This is a genomic window from Dactylosporangium fulvum, assembly GCF_025137375.1.
Lineage (GTDB): Bacteria > Actinomycetota > Actinomycetes > Mycobacteriales > Micromonosporaceae > Dactylosporangium > Dactylosporangium fulvum.
This window is the reverse complement of sequence record NZ_CP073720.1, coordinates 7,235,874-7,259,866: the sequence shown is the minus strand read 5'-3', so window position 1 is coordinate 7,259,866 and position 23,993 is coordinate 7,235,874. Positions and strand designations below refer to the sequence as shown.

The 23,993-nt window shown below is 70.0% G+C and carries 20 protein-coding genes; 14 read left to right on the top strand and 6 right to left on the bottom strand.

Features of this window, described 5'->3' with window-relative positions:
* Positions 1-5 precede the first annotated feature (5 nt).
* The gene (locus Dfulv_RS33390) at positions 6-545 is read left to right on the top strand and encodes a DUF402 domain-containing protein (protein ID WP_259857793.1); all 540 of its coding nucleotides are present in this window, start codon (positions 6-8) and stop codon (positions 543-545) included.
* A gap of 103 nt (positions 546-648) precedes the next feature.
* Positions 649-1,440, top strand: a complete 792-nt coding sequence (locus tag Dfulv_RS33385) for a sugar phosphate isomerase/epimerase family protein (RefSeq protein ID WP_259857792.1) — start codon at positions 649-651, stop codon at positions 1,438-1,440.
* On the opposite strand, the gene Dfulv_RS33380 is transcribed toward Dfulv_RS33385, so the two are convergent.
* The gene (locus Dfulv_RS33380; RefSeq protein WP_259857791.1) at positions 1,437-3,266 is read right to left on the bottom strand and encodes a DUF2264 domain-containing protein; all 1,830 of its coding nucleotides are present in this window, start codon (positions 3,264-3,266) and stop codon (positions 1,437-1,439) included. The genes Dfulv_RS33385 and Dfulv_RS33380 overlap by 4 nt on opposite strands.
* 125 nt (positions 3,267-3,391) lie before the next feature.
* Here Dfulv_RS33380 and Dfulv_RS33375 point away from each other — a divergent pair, with 125 nt between their 5' ends.
* Complete coding sequence (locus tag Dfulv_RS33375) at positions 3,392-4,381, top strand: LacI family DNA-binding transcriptional regulator (protein ID WP_259857790.1); 990 nt, start codon at positions 3,392-3,394, stop codon at positions 4,379-4,381.
* 65 nt (positions 4,382-4,446) lie between these two features.
* Here the strand turns inward: Dfulv_RS33375 and Dfulv_RS33370 are convergent, their stop codons facing one another.
* The 3 genes from Dfulv_RS33370 to Dfulv_RS33360 form a co-directional block, all read right to left on the bottom strand.
* Positions 4,447-6,102, bottom strand: a complete 1,656-nt coding sequence (locus Dfulv_RS33370; RefSeq protein WP_259857789.1) for a type 2 periplasmic-binding domain-containing protein — start codon at positions 6,100-6,102, stop codon at positions 4,447-4,449.
* Between the two features lie 63 nt (positions 6,103-6,165).
* On the bottom strand, positions 6,166-7,083 hold the full coding sequence (locus Dfulv_RS33365) for a carbohydrate ABC transporter permease (protein WP_259857788.1): 918 nt from the start codon (positions 7,081-7,083) through the stop codon (positions 6,166-6,168).
* The gene (locus tag Dfulv_RS33360) at positions 7,080-8,078 is read right to left on the bottom strand and encodes an ABC transporter permease (RefSeq protein ID WP_259857787.1); all 999 of its coding nucleotides are present in this window, start codon (positions 8,076-8,078) and stop codon (positions 7,080-7,082) included. The genes Dfulv_RS33365 and Dfulv_RS33360 overlap by 4 nt, the downstream gene beginning before the upstream one ends.
* Before the next feature lie 268 nt (positions 8,079-8,346).
* Here Dfulv_RS33360 and Dfulv_RS33355 point away from each other — a divergent pair, with 268 nt between their 5' ends.
* The gene (locus Dfulv_RS33355) at positions 8,347-9,273 is read left to right on the top strand and encodes a hydroxyacid dehydrogenase (protein ID WP_259857786.1); all 927 of its coding nucleotides are present in this window, start codon (positions 8,347-8,349) and stop codon (positions 9,271-9,273) included.
* An 852-nt stretch (positions 9,274-10,125) separates the two neighbouring features.
* Here Dfulv_RS33355 and Dfulv_RS33350 read toward each other — a convergent pair.
* A complete protein-coding gene (locus Dfulv_RS33350; protein WP_259857785.1) occupies positions 10,126-10,659 on the bottom strand; it encodes a hypothetical protein in 534 nt (177 codons plus the stop codon).
* A 330-nt stretch (positions 10,660-10,989) separates the two neighbouring features.
* Positions 10,990-11,937, bottom strand: coding sequence for a LysR family transcriptional regulator (locus Dfulv_RS33345; RefSeq protein ID WP_259857784.1), 948 nt, complete (start codon positions 11,935-11,937; stop codon positions 10,990-10,992).
* A gap of 313 nt (positions 11,938-12,250) precedes the next feature.
* On the opposite strand from Dfulv_RS33345, the gene Dfulv_RS33340 reads away from it, so the two are divergent.
* From Dfulv_RS33340 to Dfulv_RS33295, 10 genes are read left to right on the top strand one after another with little or no spacing between them, the layout of a single operon-like run.
* On the top strand, positions 12,251-12,694 hold the full coding sequence (locus Dfulv_RS33340) for a flavin reductase family protein (protein WP_259857783.1): 444 nt from the start codon (positions 12,251-12,253) through the stop codon (positions 12,692-12,694).
* Positions 12,691-13,884, top strand: a complete 1,194-nt coding sequence (locus Dfulv_RS33335) for an SfnB family sulfur acquisition oxidoreductase (protein ID WP_259857782.1) — start codon at positions 12,691-12,693, stop codon at positions 13,882-13,884. Before Dfulv_RS33340 ends, Dfulv_RS33335 begins: the two co-directional genes overlap by 4 nt.
* Positions 13,885-13,895: 11 nt before the next feature.
* The gene (locus Dfulv_RS33330; RefSeq protein ID WP_259857781.1) at positions 13,896-15,071 is read left to right on the top strand and encodes an LLM class flavin-dependent oxidoreductase; all 1,176 of its coding nucleotides are present in this window, start codon (positions 13,896-13,898) and stop codon (positions 15,069-15,071) included.
* A 33-nt stretch (positions 15,072-15,104) separates the two neighbouring features.
* Positions 15,105-16,727 (top strand): ABC transporter substrate-binding protein, encoded by a 1,623-nt coding sequence (locus Dfulv_RS33325; protein ID WP_259857780.1) that lies wholly within the window; start codon positions 15,105-15,107, stop codon positions 16,725-16,727.
* Complete coding sequence (locus Dfulv_RS33320; protein WP_259857779.1) at positions 16,727-17,680, top strand: ABC transporter permease; 954 nt, start codon at positions 16,727-16,729, stop codon at positions 17,678-17,680. Before Dfulv_RS33325 ends, Dfulv_RS33320 begins: the two co-directional genes overlap by 1 nt.
* Entirely contained in the window at positions 17,674-18,489 is an 816-nt protein-coding gene (locus Dfulv_RS33315; RefSeq protein WP_259857778.1) for an ABC transporter permease, read from the top strand. Before Dfulv_RS33320 ends, Dfulv_RS33315 begins: the two co-directional genes overlap by 7 nt.
* A 2-nt stretch (positions 18,490-18,491) precedes the next feature.
* Positions 18,492-20,138 (top strand): dipeptide ABC transporter ATP-binding protein, encoded by a 1,647-nt coding sequence (locus tag Dfulv_RS33310; RefSeq protein ID WP_259857777.1) that lies wholly within the window; start codon positions 18,492-18,494, stop codon positions 20,136-20,138.
* Positions 20,135-21,493: an LLM class flavin-dependent oxidoreductase gene (locus Dfulv_RS33305; protein ID WP_259857776.1), complete on the top strand. Its 1,359-nt coding sequence runs from the start codon at positions 20,135-20,137 to the stop codon at positions 21,491-21,493. Before Dfulv_RS33310 ends, Dfulv_RS33305 begins: the two co-directional genes overlap by 4 nt.
* Positions 21,490-22,689 carry an acyl-CoA dehydrogenase family protein gene (locus Dfulv_RS33300; protein ID WP_259857775.1) on the top strand — a complete coding sequence of 400 codons (1,200 nt, stop codon included), beginning with the start codon at positions 21,490-21,492 and terminating at the stop codon, positions 22,687-22,689. Before Dfulv_RS33305 ends, Dfulv_RS33300 begins: the two co-directional genes overlap by 4 nt.
* The gene (locus Dfulv_RS33295) at positions 22,686-23,897 is read left to right on the top strand and encodes an acyl-CoA dehydrogenase family protein (RefSeq protein ID WP_259857774.1); all 1,212 of its coding nucleotides are present in this window, start codon (positions 22,686-22,688) and stop codon (positions 23,895-23,897) included. Before Dfulv_RS33300 ends, Dfulv_RS33295 begins: the two co-directional genes overlap by 4 nt.
* Positions 23,898-23,993 lie beyond the last annotated feature (96 nt).

The following is a 23,993-nucleotide window of genomic DNA, read 5'->3' as shown; positions in this document are numbered from 1 at the left end:
GGATCGTGACCAACCACGACGTGCAGGTGCTGCAACCGGTGACCGTGATCCGTGACCACAAGGTCCGCGCGGCGGGACGCCGCCTCGACGACGTGATCGTCTACGACTGGGGCTTCGCGCTGAACGGCAGGCACTACGAGCAGCGCAGCTATGTGCTGCTCGACGACGGATTCCAGATCAACCAGCCCGTGATCTTTCCCGACGCACAACAGGGATGGTGGTACTGCGATCTGGTACGAGTGACCGACAACGGCGACGAGGTGATCGTGGAGGACCTCTGGATCGACGTCATCGTCGGCCCTCCCGATCACCCCTATCGCGTGCTCGACCTCGACGAATACGCCACCGCTGCCGCACGCGGCGAACTGAGTCCCGTCGAAGCCGCCGACGGGCTCGTCCGCACCCAGCGCTTCCTGGATCGCCGGCTCAACCGGCGCCACGAGGTCCTGCGCACCTGGCCCGACTTCCCGCCCGAGGCCGTCACCGTGCTGTCGAGCATCGCCTTCGAACCAGCCTGGTCCATCCTCAGCCCCGGTCAGGCATGAGCCAGCCGACGTCCTTCAACTCCGCGCGATCGAATCGACCGACACCGTCCCGGCCAAAGGGGAGGCGGCCGAAACGGGGAAGCACGGCCGCTATTCTCGGTTGATGCCATGGATCTCCCGCCGGCTGGCGTTCTCCACCCTCGGCTGCCCCGGGATGCCGCTGCACGACGTTGCCGCGCTGGCGCTGGGCGCCGGGTGGCGTGGCCTCGAACTGCGCTCGGCCCCTGACGAACCCGTCCACGTCGGACTGTCCGAGGCCGGACGGCGAGCGGCCCTCGACGCCCTGGACGGTCTGTCCACACTCTGTGTCGCCTCCTACGTCAAGATCGCCAGTGGTCAGCGCAGCGACGAGCAGTGCGTCGCCGACCTGCTCGCTGAGGCCGGCCTTGCCGCCGATCTGGGGGCCCGGGCGGTCCGTGTGTTCCCCGGTGGCGACGACGAGCACGCCGACGCCCGAGCGATCGCGCGGCTTCGTGCCGCCGCGCCGAGGTTGCCCAGTGGGGTGGAGATCTGGCTGGAGACGCACGACTCGCATCCGCGCGGCGAGGACCTGCGACGGATCCTGTCGCAGGTGCACGACCCCCGGGTCCGGGCGATCTGGGATGTCAGGCACCCGTGGGCCGGGGGCGAGTCGGTGGCCGACACCGCGCGGGCGCTGGCTCCCTGGCTCGCGCACGTCCAGCTGAAGGACTCCGCGGACGCCGACCGCACGCCGTTGCTGCTGGGCACCGGCGCCGTGCCGCTGCGCGAGATCCTGCACACGCTGCGGGCCGATGGCTACGACGGCTGGTACAGCCTCGAGTGGGAACGCAAGTGGCATCCAGGCATCGTTCCCTTGGCCGATGCGCTGATCGCGGGGCGCGACTGGCTCGCCACGCTCGACACCGCTGTTTAGCGCGCGCCTGTCCGCACCTCGAGGCGAGCGGCGCCATCGCGCAGCGCGGTCATGGTCTCGTCGTCGAGCCGTGGTGGCTCGTCGCCGAGGTACACGGCGGTGCGGAGGCGGTGCTCGCCCGGAGGGTGGTCGGAGCGAAGCATGGGCAGGACCGTGCGTGGGTGCAGCACGTTCGTGCCGGCGATGGGCGCGACGAGCTCGCCGGTCCGGACGCGGTCAGTGTCGAGGTCGAGGATGACGCTGTTCAGCCCGTCGGCTGCGGCACCGCACGTGCCGACGTCGCCGGTGCTGCGAAGCGTTGCCGCATCCTGGCCCAGCGCGGTCCACGGCAGGCTGAAGGCACCCTCGGCGCCGGTCAACGCCCGGCCGGTGGTGAGCCGATGCAGCCGGAGGTGCCAGCCGTCGCGGAACGGCGCAAGGTATGTCTGCACGGTCACGTCCGCCCACGGCGACCACCTGGTCCAGACGACGTGCCCGTCGATGCGCGACTCGTCCACCTCTTCGCGGGCCCGCCAGCGCCGCCCGGCGTCGTCGCTGAGCGCCAGCATGCTGTCAAAGGCGCCGGCGGCGAGACTCCGGTCGCCGGCGGGGACGCTGAACCCGGCCCGGGTGGAGTAGGCGAACTTGGCGTACTTCGCGGCGCCGCCGCGTGCCCAGTCGCGCCACCCCTGCCCGTTGAGCAGCACCACGTCCCCGCGATGCCGGCTGATGACGACCCGCGGCGCGACTTGTACGCTCACCGCGTCCGCGGGCCCGGCTTCCGCGGTGGTTGCGCTGCTCCAGAAGGGATGCTCGGTCGGCAACGCCAGGGGGAGGAAGAACTTGGTCGACCAGTACGGCGAGCCGGCGCCGAGATACTGCTCCACGATCGAGCTGTTCGGATAGCCGTAGCCGACGGTGAGCAGCCCGTCCTCGCTGGCGATCGGCCGTCGCCACCACCATGCCAGGTGCCGGTCGGCCAGGGCGCGGATGCGTTGCCAGGGCAGCGCCGGCAGGTCGGCGAAGGCCAGCGCGCCCCAGAACGCACCCTGCGCGAAGCGGTACCCGAGGCTGCGTCCGAACGGGACGGACGAGCCGTCGGCGGCGAACCAGTGCTGGAACTGCTCGGCGAAGCGGCGGCTGCGCTCGGTCAGCCGCTCCGCCCGCTCCGGCTCGAACGCGTCGAGCCCGGCCATCACCAGGCCGTACCAGTGGAACGCGAACGGGTTGTAGTAGTCGCGCCCGCCGCCGTCCCCGTCGCTGTACCAGCCGTCGGACAGCGCGAACCGCTCCAGGCGGTCGAGGTGTGCCTTCCGCCGGGTCGCGTCGGTGGCGATGCCGAGCCGCTCCAGGCCGAGCCCGGCCAGCACCGGGAAGAAGTGCCAGTTGTTGTCGTGCGGCGTCGCCTGCGTTGCGGCGCTGAGCCAGCGCACCAACACGTCGCGGTCCCGGCCGGTCAGCGGATCCCAGAGCTCCCGCGGCGCGATCGCGAGTGCGTAGCCGATCGCCGCGGACTCGACGAGGCGTTGGCCGCCCGGCGGCCCGGCATACCAGTCGTGCCGCGGGTTGAGCGCTGCGAGGAGGCTGCGCCGGACGTCGTGCCACTGCTCGTCGGCGCGGCCACCGCCGGCCGCGTGCGCGGCGAGACCCCACAGCGGCCGCGCCACCAGCTCGAGCCAGGTCGCCCCCGGGTCGTTCGAGGAGGCGCTGACCGGCTGGCGGTCCGGCCCGAGGGCCGCGAGCCGGGTGGCCGGTGCGGTCACCGCCAGCAGCGCGTGCGCCCATCCGTCGTGAGTGTCGGTCGGATCCGTGGACAGCGTTCCGTGAAGTTGCGCCAGCGTGGACACTTTACGGAGCGTAGGTCTATGGTAAAGCTTTTCGCAAGCGTTTCTGTCCGACCCCGACCACGGGAAGGTGCTGGTTGAACAAGCGGCCAAGCATTAAGGATGTCGCCGCGCGAGCCGGCGTCTCGATGGCCACCGTGTCCCGGGTGCTCTCCGGCAACTACCCGGTCGCGGACGAGACCCGCCAGCGGGTCCAGCGTGCGGTGCACGAGCTGGACTACGTGGTGAACGCCCATGCCCGGGCCCTGCACGGGGCGACCTCGAAGGTGGTCGCGCTCGTCGTCGCCGAGGTCACCACCCCGTTTTTCGCCCGCATCGCCGCCGGTGTCGAGGAGCAGGCAACCGAGGCCCACCGGCTCTGCCTGGTCTGCACCACCCACGCCGATCCCGACCGGGAACTCGAGGTGGTGCGGCTGATGCGGGAGCAGCGGGCCGACGCCGTCATCCTGGCCGGCGGGGTGGTGGAGAACGACGACTACCGCGAGCGGATGCGCCAGTACGCCCAAGGATTGGAGGACGCCGGCAGCCGTCTGGTCCTGTGTGCCCGGCCGTCGTTGGGCCCGGACTTCCCGGCGATCACCGTCGAGTACGAGAACGTCGGCGGGGCGCACGCGGCCACCACGCATCTGCTGACGGCGGGCCACCGCAACATCCTCATGATTGCCGGACCCGCCGGGCTGACCACCTCCGACCAGCGCGTCGAGGGCTATCGCACGGCCTTGACGGCGTACGGGCAGCCGGTCGACCCGGCGCTGATCAGCCACGGGCACTGGGACCGTGAGGGCGGCTACCGGCGGACGCGGGCGCTGCTCGCCTCGGGCGCGGAGTTCACCGCCGTCTTCGCGGGCAATGACGGCGTCGCGGCCGGCGCGATGGCGGCGCTGCGCGAAGTCGGGCGGCGCATTCCCGACGACGTCTCGATCGTCGGCTATGACGACGTCCCCAGCGCGGTCGACTTCAACCCACCGCTGACGACCGTGCGGGTTCCGCAGGAGGAGCTGGGCCGAACCGCGGTGAAGCTGGCGACGCAGCGTTCCAGCGAGGTGTCCGGGCGCGAACACGTGATGCTCGGGACCCACGTGGTGGTGCGCGGTTCGGTCCGCCAGATCGGCGCCTGATTCGCGCCGGGCGCGTCGCGGCATGGCCGCTCGTCGCCCGGCGCGAATCCCCCTTCCACCCCGACTTAGCCGGCGTGCTCCTTGGCGTACTCCTCGGCCATCTTGTCGCCGCCGTCGTCACGCCATTTCTTGATGACGGCGTCCCAGTTGGTCAGCGGCGTGCGCCCGGTCACGATGTCGTTGATGCCGTCGTTGAGCACCTTGTCGAGCGTGACGCCGCTGCGGCTGCGGGTGTCCGAGACCAGACCGGCGGCTGGGTCCTTCACCCCGAGGGGTACCGCCTTGGTCTCCCACGTGTGCAGCCGCTTGACCGAGTCGGCGTCGACGCCGGAGAAGTACAGCACCCGGGGCGCCTCGGCGAGATAGATGATCGGCAGGTTGACGTTGTTCTCGCCGTTGGCCCACAGCGGCGTGGGGGTCGGTGTGCCGTCCGCGGCCCGGGTGAAGTGAACGCCCTCCACGCCGAAGTGGGTGAGCTCGTACTCCTTGGTGCCGAACGGCGCGGCCAGGTAGTCCAGCACCCGCAGCAGCATCTGGATGCGTTCCGCCGGCGCCTTCTTCAGCACGGTGTAGCCGAAGTTGCCGGTGCCGGCGACGATGTACGGCCCGCTGCCGCCGGCCTTGTACGGCAGTGCGATATCCACGGGGTAGGCACCCTTGACGCCGATCACCGCGGGCTGGAACGCGGCCAGCCCGTCGGTCATGCTCTTGAAGGTGCCGTTGTTGAAGAAGGTCTTCGTGTCGGGGACGCTGAGGGACATGGTGTCCGGGTAGTAGGCACCGGCGGCGAAGAGCTCCCGGACGAAGGCCAGCGCGTCCTTGAACTCCGGCAAGGTCTCGGCCCTGATGAACTTGCCGCCGTCGACCTTCCAGTTGTTCGGGGCGCCGAACGCCGCGGCGTGGAACTGTCGCAGGCCGAACTGGTTGGCCTTCTGGGCGCCCAGGCCGTACTGCTTGTTCTTGCTCAGCGCCTTGACGGCGGTGGCGAACTCGTCCTTCGACCAGGTGCTGTCGTCGGCGCCGACCGAGGCGAAGGCGCTGCGGTCGATGAACATCGCAGAGGCCGGAAGCGGCCGCTCCAGCGGGATGCCGAAGATCCGGCCCTTGATCCGGCCCATGCCCTGCCAGGTGTACGGCGGCAGGTTGGCCAGGTTCGGGTAGGCCTTGATCTTGTCGCCGGCGAGGAAGTCCGACAGGTCGGCGCATTTGGCCGCCACGAACTCCTGCTCGCGCGGGAGCCGGTGGCCGCCGCCGATGCTGATGATGTCCGGCAGGTCGTCGCCCGCCGTCAGGGTGGCCATCTTCGCGTCGAAGTCCGCGTCCGGCACGAGGGTGAGTTCCAGATCGATGCCGAGTGCGTCGTTGATGGCCTTCCAGAGCTTGTTCTGGTCGGCCGGCTTCGGCGGCGTGCCGTACGTGATGGCCACGGCCTTGACCTTGGTCTTGTCGCCCGGCGTCGCCTTGACCGCGTTGACCAGGTTGCTCGGGTACTTCGTGTAGCCGGCCTGCACGCCCTCGGCGGTGCCGGGCAGGTCCGGAGTGGGGCCGGCGAAGGGCTGGTACGCCGGCCACGGGACCTTGTCGGTGCCCGCGTTGCTGACCGAGCCTCCGCCGCCGCCGTCTCCGCACGCGGCGAGCAGCGACGGCGCGGCGATCGCCGTCGCGCCCATCCCGATCGCACGCAGCAGCGAGCGTCTGGACAGTTCAGGGGATCGGGTCATGGGAAGGCTTCCTTTCTCTGGAGCCAGGCGCGAAGGGGGCGGGGGGTGCGCGGGCGTGGAGGGTCAGCTCTTGATGGCCCCGCTCAGCACGCCCTTGACGAAGAAGCGCTGGAGGAACGGGTAGACCAGGACGATCGGGATGGTGGCGAGCACCACGACCGCCATCCGCACGGTTTGCGGTGCGGACAGCAGGCCCGCCTCGCCCGCTGACGGGTCGGCGAGTTGCCCGCCGGCCAGCACGTAGGTGCGCAGCACGAGTTGCAGCGGCCATCTGGCCGGCTCGTCGATGTAGATGAGCGCGTTGAACCACGAGTTCCAGTACGAGACGGCGTAGAACAGTCCGACCACGGCGAGGACGGCACGGGAGAGCGGGATCGTTATCCGCCAGAGCATCGTCAGCTCGGACGCGCCGTCCATGCGCGCCGCCTCGTAGAGTTCCGCGGGCAGCGACTGGAAGAACCCGCGCATCACCACCAGGTTGAACGTGTTGACCAGCACCGGGGCGATGAGGGCCGCGTAGGAGTTGAGCAGCCCGGTCTCCTTGACCACCAGGTACGCCGGGATGATGCCGGGCGGGAAGAGGAACGTGAACAGCACCACCAGCATGATCGGCTTGCCGCCGAACACCGCCGGCCGGCTCAGCGCGTAGGCCAGCAGGACGGTCGCGGCGAGGCTGAGGGCCGTGCCGGCCACGGTCACGCCGAGGCTGACCACGGTGGCGCGGCCGACGATGCCGCCGGAGAGGATCTCCTTGTACGCGGCCAGGGACGGATGCTCGGGCCAGATGACCCAGCCGCCGTTGGCCACGACATCCGCCGGGTCGGCCAGGCTGGTGGATATGACCACGAGGAACGGGACCGCGACCAGGGCGAGCACGACCACGATCGCCACCGCCTTGGCGGTGCTGGTGAGCGGATGCGGAGCCTCCTGCCAGGCGGGACGCCCCGCGCCGCGCTTGGCGTCACGACGTTGGAGCTTCACTTGTACACCCCTGACTCACCCAACCGATGGGAGATCTTGTTCGCGGCATAGATGAGCGCCACGCCGACCACGCCCTTGAACAGCCCAGCGGCGGCGGCGAGTCCGAAGTCGCCGTCCTGGATGCCGTGGAAGTAGACGAAGGTGTCGATGATCTCGGCGGCGCGCGCGCCGACCGAGTCGCGCTGCAGCAGGATCTGCTCGAAACCGACCGAGAGGATCTCGCCGAGTCGCAGCACCAGCAACAACACGATCACCGGGCGGATCGCGGGCAGGGTCACGTGCCAGAAGCGGCGCCACGGGCTGGCGCCGTCGAGGGCGGACGCCTCGTACAACTGCTCGTCGACCTGGGTCAGCGCGGCCAGGAAGATGATCGTTCCCCAGCCGGTGTCCTTCCAGATGACCTGCGCGACGACCATCGGCTTGAAGGCGTCCGGGTTCCCGAGGATGTGCACGGTGTGCAGCCCGCTGTCGGCGAGAAATCCGTTGAGCACCCCGGTGGCGCCGAGCATCTGCTGGAACAGGGCGATCACGATCACCCACGAGACGAAGTGGGGCAGGTACACCACGCTCTGCACGAAGCGTTTGACCCTCGTATGGGTCAGGCTGTGCAGCAGCATCGCCAGCGCCAGCGGCGCGGGGAAGAAGAAGACGAGCTGCAGTACGGAGATCTCCAGCGTGTTGACGGTGGCACGCCAGAAGTCCGCGTCGCCGAACAGTCGCTCGAAGTTCTCCAGCCCGATCCATCGGCTTCCGGACAGGCCGAGGAACGGAACGTAGTCCAGGAAGGCCAGCACGCTGCCGAACAGGGCGCCGTAGTGGAAGATCGCGTAGTAGAGCAGCCCGGGGACCATGAATGCGACAAGGATCCGATCGCGCCGCCACCGTTGATACCAGGCGCGGCGCGGCCTGGTCGCCGATCCGGACCGGACCACCGCACCGCTGGCCGGCCTCGCCGCGTCGGGCTCGACCGTCCTTCCTCGGGTTTGCGCTGACACCTGCACCTCCTCGCCGACGAGCCTTGTGGCGCAGACCACATGACGCAAGCTAAAAGCTTTTCTACAGAAACGTCAAGCCCCCGACACGAGCCGGACACACATCTTTGCCCGAGTGGTACTTGAACTGGACTTCTTGGCTGGATAACGTTCACGTTCATCGCAGGAGACGTTTTCTACGGACGGAGACGCCGTGCACCATGCCGAGCGCCCTGTCGGGATGATCGCCATGTCCCGCTCGGTTACTTCCGCGGTGCTGCCAGGGGATCTCATGGCCCGCCTCGCGGGCGTCCTGCGGCTCGTCGGGACGGAGGCGGTGGAAACCTTCGACGATCCGGTGGTGCGCCGCGGCATGGAGACGGTCGAGGTCCTGATAACCGGCTGGTCCTGCCCACCGCTGACCGCGGAGGTGCTCGACGCCACGCCGAGGCTGCGGGCGGTGATGCACGCAGCCGGCTCGGTCAAGGCCCACGTGTGCCCGGAGGTGTTCGCCCGCGGGGTCGTCGTGTCCTCCGCCGCGGACGCCAACGCCGAACCCGTCGTGGACTTCACGCTCGCGGTCATCACGCTGGCGGGCAAGCGCGCGTTCGGGCTGGCACGGCAGTACGCGGCGGGCCGGTACGCACCCTTCGCACAGCGCATCGGCAACGACGGCCGGGTGGTCGGCGTCGTCGGCGCGTCGCGGATCGGCCGCCGGGTGATCGCCCGGCTGCGCGCCGCCGGCTATCAGGTGCTGGTCGCCGATCCCTACCTGGACCGGGCACGGGCCGCGGAGCTGGGCGCCGAGCTGACCGACCTCAACGAGCTGTGCCGCCGCAGCGACGTGGTGACGCTGCACGCGCCGCAGCTGCCGGAGACGCACCACCTCATCGACGAACGACGGCTGGCGTTGCTGCGGGACGGCGCCCTCGTGGTCAACACGGCGCGGGGCTCGGTGGTGGACACGGACGCGCTGACCCGAGCGTGCGCGAGCGGCCGGATCGACGCCTGCCTGGACGTCACCGACCCCGAGCCCCTACCCGCCGGCCACCCGCTGTTCGGGATGCCCAACGTCTGGATCACGCCGCACCTCGCCGGTGTGCAGGGCACCGAGGTGCGCCGGCTGGGCGAATTCGCCGTCGCCGAGGTCGAACGGTTCGTCGCCGGCGAGCCGCTCCGCGGTGCGGTCCGCGCGGACCAGCTCGGCCAGCTCGCCTGAGCGTCTCTGAAATCCTACGAAAGGTTTGGTCGCGGCACTGTTCCAGTGTGTGGTGGTGTTGCTGTCACATGCTGATGGAATCCGCGGCTGGCCCGCCGGTCGCGGTTGCGACGGCGTCGTAGGTTCGTGTGCGGCACCTGACCTGTGATGGTGCTGGGGGTCTGGGGTGTCCGTCCCGCCGGACGCTGACCGGCGGCTGCCGGGGCGGGAGTCTCACGTCGCGAGGGCGTGAGAGGGGTGGTGGTGGTTCCGCCCGGAACGCGGCGGTCCCGGGAGGTCTTGGCGATCCGCCGGACCGGCCCGTCGACGGTCTTGATGGTGCGGATCGTGCCGGTCTTGCGGTGCCGGCGGGCATGGGTCTGGCCGAGCAGCCCCCGTGCGGCGATCCGTTCAGCGGCGGCGTGGTCGCGGTCCAGGGACAGCCCGCACGCGCAGACCGACCATTGTGGCCCGTGGTGGCGGGCCGGTCGGGGGCTTTCACATGACGGAACCCGGGCCGCTGCGAGGGGTCGGCTTTGACGGCGGCGCTGGTGTGCCGGTTGCAGCGTGGGCAGCCGGCGGAGGTGCCGCGGGCAGGGACGGTGACCACCGCGATGCCTTCGACCACGGCCAGGTGGGTGAGTGCGGCGAAGACGAGTCCGCGGACATGTCCGCCGAGGCGGCGGTTCATCGTCCGGCCCAGTCCGCGGGTCTGCATCGAGGTGAGGTCTTCGATGTAGATGACGGTGGCTCGGGCGGCGGCGGCGTGGTCGACGGTCCAGCGGGCCGCCGCCCACGCGAGACTCTTGCCCAGATGCCGGATCCGGGCACACACCCGGTCGTGTTCGGCCGCGAGCCGGTCTCGCTTCGCCGTCAGCGCGGGGTCTTCGCGGTTGGTGAGGAGGCGGTCGTAGTGGTCGAGGCGGGTTCTGGTCTTCTCCCGGATGGTGCGCAGGCGGAGGAGTTTCGCCGAGGCGCCGGTCGCGTCGAAGAAGAGGGGCTTGCGGCGGTGGTGACCCTGGCCCGGCCGGCTCGGTCGGTGCCGAGGCGGGCGGTGGTGGCGGTGAGGATCTGCCCCGACGTGTACGGCGGCGCTTCGGCCTGCGCGATCGAGACCGGAAGCCGGCCACGCGCGGCGAGGAATCCAGCGACCTGCCGGGTACGGTTGCGGGCCTCGACCTTCGTCATGGCCTCGGGCCCGGCGGCCCACAGCGCCTTGCACTCCGCGTCGGTGCGACGCTGCGGGTTGTCCGGCCACGAGGTGACGACCGCGCGGAGCAACGCGTCGCGGTGCAGGGCGAGACGCAACAGCCTCGCGGCGTGTTCCTCCGCCATCCTGCGGACCCGATCCGACACGACGACGTTCACGGGCGGGGTGCTCGCCCAGCCGAGTCGGCGCAACGCCATCCAGCCTTTGCCCGGCAACGGTTCCCGGTCTGGTCGACTCCCGCGGCGAGCGCGGCGAGCGACTCGACCGTCCAATGCCCGGCGACCAGCCGGGCAGTCATGTCCTGCACGATCGAGGACAACCAGCCAACCCGCTCCGCGACCGCATCCGCGTTCAACAACCGGCCGGTCGCCTCGACCACCCCACGATGCGCGGTACACGTCGCGGTCGCGGTGACCGTCGCCGTCACCGGACGCTGTCCAAGCGATCCGATGCCCGGCCCAGAAGCCGGGCACACGCTTCGCGAGAGCGAATGCCGTACATCCGCCCGGCGAACGCCGCGACCAGACTCATGAACCGGAACCGCCTCCAGGGCGTTCGGGAATCGGGGCGGTGGGATCGCGGAACCGCACCGACTGCTCGACGAGGGCGCGGTGGAGCTCACGGACCGCGTCCGGCATGCGGGACGCGCGGCGGCTCTGCAGCAGTAGGCGTACGTGGGTGTCGGGCACGTCGAGGGGGCGAGTGGTGATCGCGCCGTACCGCTCCAGGGGGTCGCCGATGATGCTGTAGTCGGGCAGCACGGTGACGCCGAGTCCTTCGGAGACCATGAGCTTGCCCATCTCCGCGCCGTCGGTGGAGTAACTGGAGGGTGGGATCCGGCCGCCGAAGAGTCGGTAGACGTACCGATGCATGAGATAGCCCGCCCGCATGAGGATGAGCGGTCCGGTCAACAGGTCCTCGGGGGTGAGCGCGGTCCGCCGGGCCAATGGGCTGCCGGTGGCGACGCACGCGACGATCCTGCCTTGCAGCAGCACCGTGCTGTCCAGATCATGCGGGGGATCGTCGGCGTCCAGGACGTTGACCAGCCCCAGGTCGAGGGATCCTTCGAGGAGCAGCCGGTGAATATCCGCCTGCTGCGCAGGGAGCACCTCCACGCGGGTCTCGGGATGGTGCCGCACGAAGGATCGGAGTGCCGGGGCGAGGAGTGAGACGGTGGCGGCGTTGACCGTCCCGAGCCGGACCATGACCTTGCTCTGATGCTGCTGGTCGGCTGCCCGAAGGAGCCGGTCGACCGCTTCCAGGACTCCGGTGACGTACGGCAGCAGGTCCCTCCCGTCGGCGCTGAGGCTGGCCCCGGACCGCCGACGATCGAGCAGCTGCACCGACAGCTCGCGCTCCAGGTTGCGGATGGTCTCGCTGAGCGCCGGCTGAGAGACGTGCAGCTCAAGCGCCGCCTGACGGAGCGATCCGAGCCGGGTGACCGCCGCAAGGTACTCGAGCTGTTCGATCCGCACGGTGTACCTCCAGGTTCAAGGGTTTGCCTATCGGCCTGCCGCCTACGCCGATTTGACGGCGCGCGAGACCGGGCCAATACTCGACTATATCCATCAGATTAGTAGGAAAAAAAATCGCTGGTAGAGGGCCTCATCGCACGAAAACCACTCAACTCGATCACGGTGAGTGGCGTCGGGTGGTGTGGCGCGATGTCCGTCTGTCGCAAGGCGGTATGTCGATTTGCGCGATCACGACCTGCCGCCCGAGTGCTTGGAGCCCGCCATGACTGATTCCCTCGCACCGCCGATATCTCCGACTCGCCGGCTACGCACTGTGTTCGGCACGTTCCCCAGCGGTGTGACTGCACTGGCGGCACAGCTTGACGGTGACCCGGTTGGCATCGCCGCCAGCTCATTCACATCTGTGTCGCTCGACCCGCCGTTGGCGTCGGTGTGCGTGGCGGCTTCCTCGACCACGTGGCCGATCCTGTCGAGGGCGCCCTATCTCGGGGTGAGCGTTTTGGGCGAGGCGCACGAGGACGCCTGCCGACAGCTGGCAGCCAAGGACGGCGATCGCTTCGCGGGTCTGGCCTGGCGCGTCACCGGGGAGGGCGCGATTTTGCTGGAGGATGCCAGCGCCTGGTTCGTCTGCAGGATCGAGCAGTGCCTCGTCGCCGGGGACCACCAGATCGTCGTGCTCGGCATCCACGACTACGCCGGCGACCCGTCCATCCCGCCGCTGGTGTTTCACCGCGGGGCCTTCCGGAGGCTGCGGTGACGCACGAGGAGGACGCGGTGCCGCACGAGGAGGACGCGGTGCAAATCGCCGCGCGGTTCGCTGCTGGCCTCGCCCGTGGCGCCGCCGAGCGTGACCGTGACCGGATCCTGCCGCACGCAGAGGTCGGCCGCATGTCAGCGGCAGGCCTGTTCTCCCTGACGGTGCCGCGCCGTTTCGGCGGCCCCGACGTCGGCGTCCCGTCCCTGGTGGAGGTCTTCCGCCTGATTGCCCAGGCGGACCCGAGCATTGCGCAGATCCCGCACAGCCACTACGTCTTTTTGGAGGCGCTGCGCCTGCAGGGCACCGAGGCTCAGCAGCGCCGGTTCTTCCGCGAAGTGCTGGCCGGCCGCCGGTTGGCCAACGCCCAGTCCGAACGTGGGAGCCGGACCATCGCCGAGGACACCACGACGCTGACCCCGGTCGGAGCTGGCGGCTACGTCTTGGACGGCGAGAAGTTCTACGCCACCGGTTCACTGTTCGCCGACTGGCTCGCCGTGCGTGCGGTGCTGCCCGGAGCCGAGCGCGCCAAGGCGGTGGCATTCGTACCCGCCAACGCACCCGGTGTCACGATCGTGGACGACTGGGACGGCTTGGGCCAGCGCACGACCGGCAGCGGCACCGTGCGCCTTGCGGGCGTGGCCGTTCCCGCCGACGCCGTCGTGCCATACACCCCGATTTTTGCCCGGCCCACGTCTTACGGCGCGTTCGCGCAGGTTCTGCACGCCGCCTTGGACGCCGGAATCGCCCGCGCCGCGCTCGACGTTGCGGTTGAGCACGTCAAGCGGGCACGCCCCTGGTTCGAAAGTGGTGCCGACCGGGCCGCCGGCGATCCGCTGCTTGTCCAGCAGGCGGGCGAGGCCGAGATCACTGTGCGCGCCGCCGAGGCGCTGCTGCGCGAGGCGGCGCACGCGGTGGACGTCGCCCGCACCGACCCCACCGAGGACTCCACCGCCCACGCTTCGGTCGCGACGGCCGTCGCGAAGGTCGCCACCGCCCGCGCCGCGGTGGACGCATCCTCGGCACTGTTCGAGCTCGCCGGAACCCGCTCGGCACTGGACGCCCTCAACCTTTCGCGCTTCTGGCGCGACGCGCGCACCCACACCCTGCACGACCCGGGCCGCTGGAAGGTCCAGCACATCGGCCGCTGGCTGCTCGACCGGACCCCGCCGCCCAGACACGGCCTGCTCTGAGGAGAACGATCATGAGTCTGAAATTCCACTGGTTCCTGCCCACATACGGTGACTCCCGCTTCATCGTCGGCGGCGGCCACGGCGCCAAGGCCGGCACCGCAGCCAGCGACCGCAGAGCGAGCGTCGGATATCTGTCGTCGGTCGCCCGTGCCGCAGAGGAGTTCGGCTTCCTCGGCGCGCTCACCCCCACCGGGGCGTGGTGCGAAGACGCCTGGCTGACCACGGCGATGCTCGCCCGCGAATCCGAGCGGCTCGCCTTCCTGGTGGCCTTCCGTCCCGGCCTGATCAGCCCGACCCTGGCCGCGCAGATGGCCGCGACATTCGCCGCCCACGCGCCGGGCCGGCTCCTGCTCAACGTGGTGACCGGCGGCGAGCCGCACGAGCAGCGCGCCTACGGCGACTTTCTGGCCAAGCCGGAGCGTTACGAGCGTACGGCGGAATTCCTGACCGTCGTGCGGCGGCTGTGGCGCGGCGAGACGGTCACCTACGAGGGTCGGCACCTGCACGTCGAGGAGGCCACCCTTCCTTCCGTGCCCGACCCCGTGCCGCTGCTGTACTTCGGCGGGTCGTCGGCGGCAGCCGGCCCGATCGCCGCCGAGCACGCCGACGTCTACCTGACCTGGGGTGAGCCGCTCGAGGCGGTCGCCGAGAAACTCGCCTGGATCCGGCGGCTGGCCGCGGAGCGGGGACGGACCCTGCGGTTCGGGATTCGCCTCCACGTCATCACCCGCGACACCGACGCCGAGGCGTGGAGCCGCGCGAGCGCGCTGCTCGACGCCCTCGGTGACGACGTCGTGGCCAGCGCACAACGCAACCTCGCCCGCAGCGAGTCGACCGGCCAGGCGCGGATGACCGCGCTGCACGCCGACCTGGCGAACGACCGAGGGCGGCGCGATGTCCGCGCCCTCGAGGTGGCCCCGAACCTGTGGGCCGGGGTCGGCCTGGTGCGCGGCGGGGCGGGCACAGCCCTGGTCGGCAGCCACGCCGAGGTCGCCGATCGCATCGCCGACTACGCGGCTCTCGGCATCGACGAGTTCATCCTGTCCGGGTATCCGCACCTGGAGGAGCTGTTCTGGTTCGGAGAGGGTGTTCTGCCGCTGCTACGCGAGCGCGGACTGTTCGACGGACCAGCTGTCGGGTCCGGCGCCTCCGGGCATGTTCCCTTCCTCCCGGCCACTCACCGCTGACCACCGCACACCTCCCGGCAAAGGAACCTGATCGTGAACAGACACTTTCCCGTGGTCGCTGCACTGCTGACCAGCACGCTGGCGCTGAGTGCGTGCGGCGGCGACGCTGTCAACGCCAGCGACCAGCCGCGGTCGGGCGGCACCCTGGTCTACGCGACCGGGGATGACGAGCCGACCTGTCTCGATCCGCAGAAGGGCGGCAACGTCGCCCAGGCTTTGCTGGGCACCCAATTTCTGCAGACGCTGTTCTACCAGAACGGCTCCGGCGAGATCCTTCCGTGGCTCGCCACCGGCTGGAAGCAGGCCGCTGACGGCCTCAGCTGGAGCATCGAGATCCGCGAGAACGTCAAGTTCTCCGACGGCACGGCGCTGGACGCTGAGGCGGTCAAGGCCAACCTCGACCGAATCCAGGCCCCGCAGACCCTTTCCAACACCGGACGACTCGCGCTGCAAAAGATCGCCAAGGTCGAGGTGACCGGTCCGAGCACGGTACGCATCGACCTCCACCAGCCAGACGGAGCGCTGTTGGAGTCACTCGCGCAGGTGTGGCTGCCGATCGAGTCGCCGACCGCGTTCGCCCGCGGCTTGGACGCCAATTGCCTCAAACCGGTCGGCACCGGTCCGTACATGGTCGAGTCCTGGACCAAGCAGGATTCCGTGACGCTGGTCCGTAACCCCTTCTTCACGACCCCGCCGCCCGACGCGGCACATACCGGCCCCGCCTACCTCGACAAGATCGTCTGGCGTTTCGTGCCGGACGGCACCTCCCGGTTCGCCGCGCTGCAGAGCGGCCAGGTCCACGTCATCGACGTCGTCGAGCCGCAGAACGCCGCGGCGGTCAAGGGCATCCCCACGCTGCGGACGCTGATCGCGGCCCGCCCCGGCGAACCAGTCGAACTGGAGCTCAACTCCGGACGGGCGCCCTTCGACGACATCCGGGTGCGACAGGCATTCTTCGCCTCCATCGACGTCGACGGGGCGCTGCGCAGCGTCTACCTCGGCACCGTGCAGCGGGCCACCTCGCTGCTGAGCTCGGCGACCAGGTTCAACGTTGCGGCCCCACCGCACGTCTACGATCCGGCCGCCGCTGCGGCGCTGCTGGACCAGGCCGGCTGGAGCAGCCGTGACGCTGACGGCTACCGGACCCGGGCCGGCAAACGCCTGAGCGTGGTGTTGCCCTACAGCAGGTTCATCCCGTTGGAGACCGGCTTCTACGAACAGCTGCAGGCGACGGCGAAGAAGACCGGATTCGAGGTGCAGCTGCAGCCGCTGGAGACCGCCAAGTGGTGGAGCGTCAACAACGCCTGGGCCTACGACGCGATCCCGGTCTACTACACCAAGAACTCGCCCGACGTCCTGCGCATCACCTACACCACCGCCGCGCTCGCCGAATCCACACCGGGCTCCTATCACGCCAACACCGCGCACGTGAAGAACGCCGACCTGGACAGACTGCTGGAGGAGGCGGGTCGCAGCAGCGACGACGGCCGCCGCGCCGAGCTCTACAAGCAGGCCCAGGATCTGCTCGGCGCAGGCTTCTACACCCTGCCCATCCATGACCAGCAGACCCGGCTGGCCCACCAGACGAAGGTCAAGGGCCTGCGGCTGCAGCCGTCCCTGGCCATGCCGGACCTCTACGACGCCTGGATCGCCTGATGCGACGGCTCGCCCTCAGGGCACTCGGCACGGTGTTCGTGCTGTGGGCGGTCGTCACGCTGACGTTTCTGGGGACACAGGCGATTCCGGGTGATCGCGCCGAGGCCGTTCTCGGCGGGCCGGGTTCGCGCTCCACCGCGGCACAGCTGGCCCAGATCCGTGCGCAATACGGATTCGACCGACCGTTGTGGGTCCGGTACCTCGACGAGCTGCGCCACCTGGCGCAGGGCGATCTCGGCGTCTCCTACGCGCTGAAGACCCCGGTGACGACGCTCATCGGGCAGACCATCGGCGGAACGCTCACGCTGGCGGCCCTGTCGCTCGCCGTCGCTTGGGTGATCGCGGTGGCGGTCGCGTTGGCCTCGACCCGCGACAGCCGGATCGGCGCCGCACTCGGGTCACTGTTGGAGATCACTGCGGTCGCGGTCCCGCATTTCTGGCTCGGCAGCATGCTCATCCTGGTGTTCAGCGTCGGGCTCGGCTGGCTGCCGCCGATCAGCACGCCGGGCGTCTCCGGCATGGTCCTGCCCGTGCTGAGTCTCGCACTACCGCTGGCCGGCTTCCTCGGGCAGTTGATGCGTGAATCGTTCCTGGCCGCGCTCGACGCCCCGTTCACGCTGTCGGCGCGGGCCCGAGGCGAGTCGGAGACCCGGGTCCGCCTCGTGCACGCGCTGCGGCATGCGGCGCTGCCCGCGATCAGCCTCTCCGGTTGGGCATTCGGTTCGCTGATCAGTGGGGCGGTGGTGGTGGAGACCCTCTTCTCCCGGCCTGGCCTGGGGCGCGCGTTGCTCAGCGCCGTGCTGGCGGGCGACTCCCCGGTCATCATCGGGGTGGTACTGGTCGTCGCGACGGTGTATCTGGTACTGACGTTCGTCACCGAGGCCGCGGACCGGCTCGCGGATCCCCGCCTCCGGGCCGCCTCCGGACATCGTGCCGGAGCGTCGGCGTGGTAGCCCGGCTGCGGGCCGCCCGCCCGGCCGACCTGCTCGGCATCGTGCTGCTGCTCGCACTGCTCGTCGCGGCCGCCGCACCGGGCCTCGTCGCGCGGCACGATCCCTACGAGATCGAGCCGTCGGCGGCGTTCCAGGCACCCTCCGCGGTGCACTGGTTCGGCACGGACGAGTCCGGTCGCGACACGTTCAGCCGGGTCTTGCACGGCACCCAGTCCTCGGTGCTCATCGGGATTCTTGCGATGGCCATCGGGCTGGGCCTGGCCGTTGTGCTCGGTGCGCTGGCCGGGCTGGGCGGGCGTTTGGCCGACTACGCGGTCGGGCGTCTGCTGGAGGTGCTGTTCTCCGTGCCGGTCCTGCTCGTAGCGCTGCTGACGATCGCCGTCCTCGGCGCCGGAGTGGTCCCGTCCGCGGCGGCCGTCGGCGTCGCGGTCGCTCCCGGCTATGCCCGGATCGTCCGCAGCCAGATGATCAGCGCTCGCGCCTCCGGTTATGTGGAGGCTGCGGTTGTCATGGGCCGCAGCCGTGCCACCGTGCTGCGCCGCCACATCCTGCCGAACGTGGTCGCCCGGCTGTTCGCCCTCGCCACGCTCGGCGTCGGCCAGGCGGTCGTGTGGGCTTGCTCGCTGAGTTTCCTCGGCCTCGGCGTTGTGCCACCGAATACCGAGTGGGGCGCGATGCTCGCTGCCGGCCGGCCCTATCTGACCAACGCGTGGTGGCTGACGATCTTCCCCGGGGCATTCATTGTGTTCACCGCCGCGACGTTGACCCTCCTCGGCCGCACCATGCAACGACGCAGCAGGGAACGGTGACCATGCCGCAGACCACCGACCCCGACACGGTCCTGGACGTGTGCGACCTGAACGTCAGGTTCGGCGATTCCGACGTCGTGTCCGGGGTGTCGTTCACCCTCGAGCGCGGCCGGTGCTTGGCCCTCGTGGGCGAGTCCGGATCGGGTAAGAGCGTGACCGCCCGGGCGTTGCTCGGCCTGGCCGGACCGCAGGCCCGGGTGCGGGCGCAACGACTGCACGTCCTGGGCCGGGATGTCCTCGGCCTGTCCGGGCGCGCGTTGCGGGCGATGCGGGGACGCGATGTCGGTCTCGTCCTGCAGGACGCGCTGGTCGCGCTCGACCCGCTTCGCCCTGTGGGCCGGGAGATCGCCGCGGCCCTGCGCGGCACCCCGGCTCGCCGCCGCAGGCAACGCGTCCGGGAACTCCTCGTCGCGGCCGGCGTGCCCGAGCCCGAACACCGCGCAGCGCAGCGCGCCGACGAACTGTCCGGCGGGCTACGCCAGCGCGCGCTCATCGCCTCGGCGATCGCCCTGGACCCGCCCGTGCTCATCGCCGACGAACCGACGACAGCGCTGGACGCCACCGTGCAGGATCAGATCCTGCAGCTGCTGCTAAGCCTGAAGGAGGCCGGCACCGGCCTGTTGCTGATCAGCCACGATCTGGCCGTGATCAGCCGCGTCGCCGACACTGTCGCGGTCATGCGGCAAGGTGGGATCGTCGAATACGGCCCGGCCCGCGACGTGCTGTCCGCTCCCACGCACCCGTACACCCGGCAGCTGCTCGCCGCGATTCCCGCCGACCGGCCGCGGGGCACGAGGCTGACGGGCGGCCCGCGGTCGTCACCGGAAACTACGGCTTGGCCGGCCGGTGACGCGGAGCTGCTGACCGCGACGGCGTTGACCAAGCGTTACCCGCTGCCGGACGGCACTCACCGCCTTGCCGTCGACGGCGTCTCCTTCGCGCTGCACCGAGGCCGCACGCTCGGTCTGGTGGGCGAGTCAGGGTCGGGCAAGACCACCACGGCGCGGATCGTGCTCGGGTTGACCCGGCCCGACACGGGTGAGGTGCGGCTCGGTGGACAGCCGTGGAGCACGCTCGCCGAGTCCCGACGCCGGCCCGATCGTCCCCGGATCGGGGCGATCTACCAGGACCCTCTCGGATCGTTCGACCCGAGGATGACCGTCGCGGAGATCCTCGCGGACGCTGTCAGCCTCGGCCGCAGCACCCGCCCGGCCGGCAGCCGCAAGGAAATCATGCGACTGCTCGACGCTGTCGGTCTTCCCGTGGCGACCGCCGGCCACCGCCCGGCGCGGCTGTCGGGCGGCCAGCGCCAGCGGGTCGCTATCGCCCGCGCGCTCGCGCCGCGGCCGGAGATCCTCATCTGCGACGAGCCGGTGTCGGCCCTGGACGTTCTGGTCCAGGCCCAGATCCTGGACCTGCTCGATGACCTGCAGTCCGAGTTCGGGCTCGGGTATCTGTTCATCTCGCACGACCTCGGCGTCGTGCGGCACGTCAGCGACGACGTCGTGGTCATGACCGGCGGCCAGATCGTCGAGGCGGGCCCGACTGAGCAGGTCCTCACCGAGCCCAGCCACCCGTACACGCGGCGCCTGCTAGCAGCGGCGCCGCGACTGGCCGACGCCAGCGTCCGAAAGGGATCCCTGCCATGACCCTGCTTTTTAATGCCTTTGTCATGAATACCGCCTCGCACATCCAGCATGGGCAATGGCGGCATCCCGCCGCCCGACAGGCCGACTTCAACGACGTCGCGGTCTGGATCGACCTTGCCCGCCGGTTGGAGGCCGGTCGCTTCGACGCGATCTTCTTCGCCGACGTTTCCGGACTGTACGGCCCCGCCGACGGCGACTACGAGGTCTACACACGGGAGGGGCTGCAGATCCCCAGCAACGACCCCGCGGTCCTGCTGGCGGCCCTGTCGGTCAATACCGAGCACCTCGGTCTCGCATATACCAGCAGCATCATCCAGACACCGCCGTTTACGTTCGCTCGTCAGATCTCCACCCTCGACCACATCTCCCGTGGACGCGTGGCATGGAACATCGTCACCGGCACCCAGGAGAACGCTGCCCGCAACTTCGGGCTGCCGCGACTCACCCCGCATGACGAGCGGTACGTCTGGGCGGAGGAATACGTCGATGTCGTGTACAAGCTGTGGGAGGGTTCCTGGGACGATGGCGCACTTCTTCGCGACCGCGACCGCGGCGTCTTCGCCGACCGTTCCAAGATCCATAAGATCAGGCATCACGGTCCGCGCTACTCCGTCGAGGGTCCGCACCTGCCCTCGCCCTCGCCGCAACGGACCCCGCTGCTGTTCCAGGCCGGATCGTCGCCGGCCGGCCGGGCGTTCGCCGCCACACACGCCGAGGCGGTCTTCATCGCCGCCCCCTCGCCACAGGTCGCCGCCGAGGGCATCGCCGAGACGCGCCGACTCGCGGTGGCAGCGGGCCGCCACCCGGACGATCTGAAGTTCTTCCAGGCGATCTCGTTTGTCATCGGCAGTACCGAGGAAGAGGCCCGCCGCAACGAACTGGACCTCGAGCAGTACGCCAGCGCCGCCGGGTTTCTGGCACACATGAATTTCGGTGTCCGGGCCGACGGCACCGTCTACCCGCCGGACACGCCGTTGTCCGAGGTCGAGACAGAGGGCAGCCAAGGGATCCTCGAATGGCTGCGGCGAAGTTTCACCGACCGGGTCCCCGTGGTCGGTGACCTCGCCGCGCTGCTGTCCCGTCGGGCGCGGATCGTCGGCACGCCCGAACAGATCGCCGACACCCTTCAAGAGTGGCAGGCCGCCGGCGTGGACGGGATCAACGTCGTCAACTGGCGTATCCCGGACTCCTACACCGACTTCATCGACCACGTCCTGCCCGTCCTGCGCAAACGAGGCCTCGCCCGGCACGACTACGCGCCCGGCACCCTCCGTCGCAAGCTGTTCGGCCGCGACCTGATCAACGAACGACACCCGGCGGCCCGCTACCGCGGCGCCTTCAAGGAGGACCAGTGACACGCTCGGACGAATCCTATGAGCGGCTCGCCGACCGGTTCCGGCCGACCTTTGCCAAGATCGCCGAGGGTGCGGTAACGCGGGAGCTGGATCGCGAGCTCGCCCATGAGGCTGTTGGCCTGCTGCGCGACGCCAAGTTCGGCGCGGTGCGCGTCCCGGCGGAGTACGGCGGCTTCGGTGCATCGATAACCGACCTGTTCCGGCTGCTGATCGAGCTCGGCGAGGCCGACTCCAACCTGCCGCAGATACTGCGCGCCCATTTCGGCATCACCGAAGAACGCCTGCACGATCCCGATGCCGCCCGCCGGGAGCGCTGGCTGCGCCGGATCGGTGAAGGGGCCGTTATCGGCAACGCCGTGACAGAGACCGGCGACGGAGCACTCGGCACTGTCGCCACCGCCATCACCGACGACGACGGCGACTGGCGCATCACGGGGGCCAAGCACTACAGCACCGGCAGCCTCTACGCCGACTGGATCGCGGTGCTCGCCCGCCGCGGCGAGGAGGACCAGGGCTTCGCGATGGTGCGCGCCGACGATCCCGGTCTGAGCCGGGTCGACGACTGGGACGGGTTCGGCCAGCGGCTCACCGCGTCCGGCACGACCCTGCTGACCGGGGCCGCCACGCTGCCGGAGGATGTGTTCTGGTATGCCGATCGTGGCCCCAACTACATGATCGCGTTTTATCAGCTTGTCCACCTCGCAACGCTCAGCGGCATCGCCCGCGCGATCGTGCGCGACGCCGCCGCTTATGTCCGCGGGCGGCGGCGCGTGTTCAGCCACGGCAGCGGCGCCACCCCTGCCAGCGACCCGCTTGTCCAGCAGGTCGTCGGACGTCTGTCGGGCCTTGCGTTCGCCGCCGAGGCCACCACGCTCGCCGCTGTCGGCCGCCTGGAGCACATCAACCGGCTGCGCGCAGACGGCGAGGTGCCGCAGGCCGCGTATGACGACGCCGAGATCGCTACCTCGCGGGCCTACATCACCGTCGCTGACACCGTCCTGCGCGCGGCGAACCTGCTGTTCGAGACGGGCGGAGCATCACTGGTGCGGCGTTCGGAGGCCCTCGACCGGCATTGGCGCAACGCCCGGACCCTCGCCGTCCACAACCCGGTCATCTACAAGGAACGCGCCGTCGGTGACCACGTGCTCAACGACGCCGCTCCCGGCTACTCATGGATCGTTGGAGTGAAGAAGTGACCAGCATCGACCTGATTCCTGACCCCACCGCACCGGACGACCCGGAGCTCGACCGGTGGACCACGGTCGCCACCGAGGTCGCCGGCATCCTGCGCAAAGACGCCGTCGGTCGCGATCACGCCAATGCCGAGCCCGTCGCGGAAATCGCGCTCATCCGCGAACACGGCCTGCTCGGACTCACCATCCCACAGGCGTTCGGCGGCGAGGGCGCTCCGTGGCGGGCAGCTGTCCAGGTGGCACGGATCATCGCCCGTGCCGACACCTCGATCGCGCACATTCTCGCCTACCACTACGGATGGCTGAGGATCGTTGCGTCGTTCGGCACCGACGCCGCCCGCGACGAGCTACGTCAGACCGCCACGCGCCGGTGGCTGTGGGCCAGCCCGGGCACATCCCGGCTCGGCCTGCCGAAGCTTGTCCCGGTCGACGGCGGCCACGTTGTCACCGGTGAGTCCGGATTCGCCACCGGAGGGCCGGTCTGCGACCGCCTGTTCACCAGGGCCCTGCACAGCGACACCGGGGATCTGCACATCGTCGCCCTCGACCCCCGCGCCCCCGAGATCGAGTTCACGGGGACCTGGGATGTGCTGGGCCAGCGCCTCACCGCCAGTCGCGCGGTCACGCTCAACGACGTGCCGGTGAATTCGTATCTCGCCGCGTTCGGCCCGCTCGATCAGCCGCCGGCCCCGATCTGGTCGTTGGCCGTCCTCAACTTCCAGCTGCTCTTCAGCGTTCTCCACCTCGGTACCGCCGAAGGGGCCTTGCTGGAAGCGGCCGACTACACCCGCCAACACACCCGCCCCTGGTACCACTCGCTGGTCGAGCACGGCAACCACGAGCCGTTCATCCTCCAGACCTACGGCGAATACCTTGCTCGCGTTCAGGCTGTCTCCGCGCTCACCGAACGCGCGGACGCTGCGCTGACCCGGCTCTACAGCCTCGGCGACCAAGTGACCGGCGACCAGCGCGCTCAGGTCGCCGAGATCATCGCCGCCGCCCGTATCAATGCGATCGATGTCGGCTTGGCCGTCACCGCAGGCATCTTCGATCTGACCGGCGCCCGCTCGACCGCCACCGCGCACGGCCTCGACCGGTTCTGGCGCAATCAGCGCACCCTCAGCCTTCACGACCCTGTTGCCTACAAGCAGCACGAATTGGGCGGGTATTTCGTCAACGGCACCCATCCGGCGCCGTCCGGCTACCGGTAGACCATGTTCGGACGGCACTGCCGGCGGCGACGTTACGTCGTCGGGCCGGTCCGACGGCCGCTGGAAGCGGCCGGCGCACGCGGTGTAAGGGCAAGA

Coding starts and splice junctions, on each gene's coding strand:
- Dfulv_RS33385 (WP_259857792.1), top strand. CDS start 649: ATGCCATGGATCTCCCGCCGGCTGGCGTTCTCCACCCTCGGCTGCCCC.
- Dfulv_RS33330 (WP_259857781.1), top strand. CDS start 13,896: ATGAGTCTGAAATTCCACTGGTTCCTGCCCACATACGGTGACTCCCGC.
- Dfulv_RS33320 (WP_259857779.1), top strand. CDS start 16,727: ATGCGACGGCTCGCCCTCAGGGCACTCGGCACGGTGTTCGTGCTGTGG.
- Dfulv_RS33310 (WP_259857777.1), top strand. CDS start 18,492: ATGCCGCAGACCACCGACCCCGACACGGTCCTGGACGTGTGCGACCTG.
- Dfulv_RS33370 (WP_259857789.1), bottom strand. CDS start 6,102: ATGACCCGATCCCCTGAACTGTCCAGACGCTCGCTGCTGCGTGCGATC.
- Dfulv_RS33355 (WP_259857786.1), top strand. CDS start 8,347: ATGGCCCGCCTCGCGGGCGTCCTGCGGCTCGTCGGGACGGAGGCGGTG.
- Dfulv_RS33350 (WP_259857785.1), bottom strand. CDS start 10,659: ATGGCGTTGCGCCGACTCGGCTGGGCGAGCACCCCGCCCGTGAACGTC.
- Dfulv_RS33375 (WP_259857790.1), top strand. CDS start 3,392: ATGGCCACCGTGTCCCGGGTGCTCTCCGGCAACTACCCGGTCGCGGAC.
- Dfulv_RS33305 (WP_259857776.1), top strand. CDS start 20,135: ATGACCCTGCTTTTTAATGCCTTTGTCATGAATACCGCCTCGCACATC.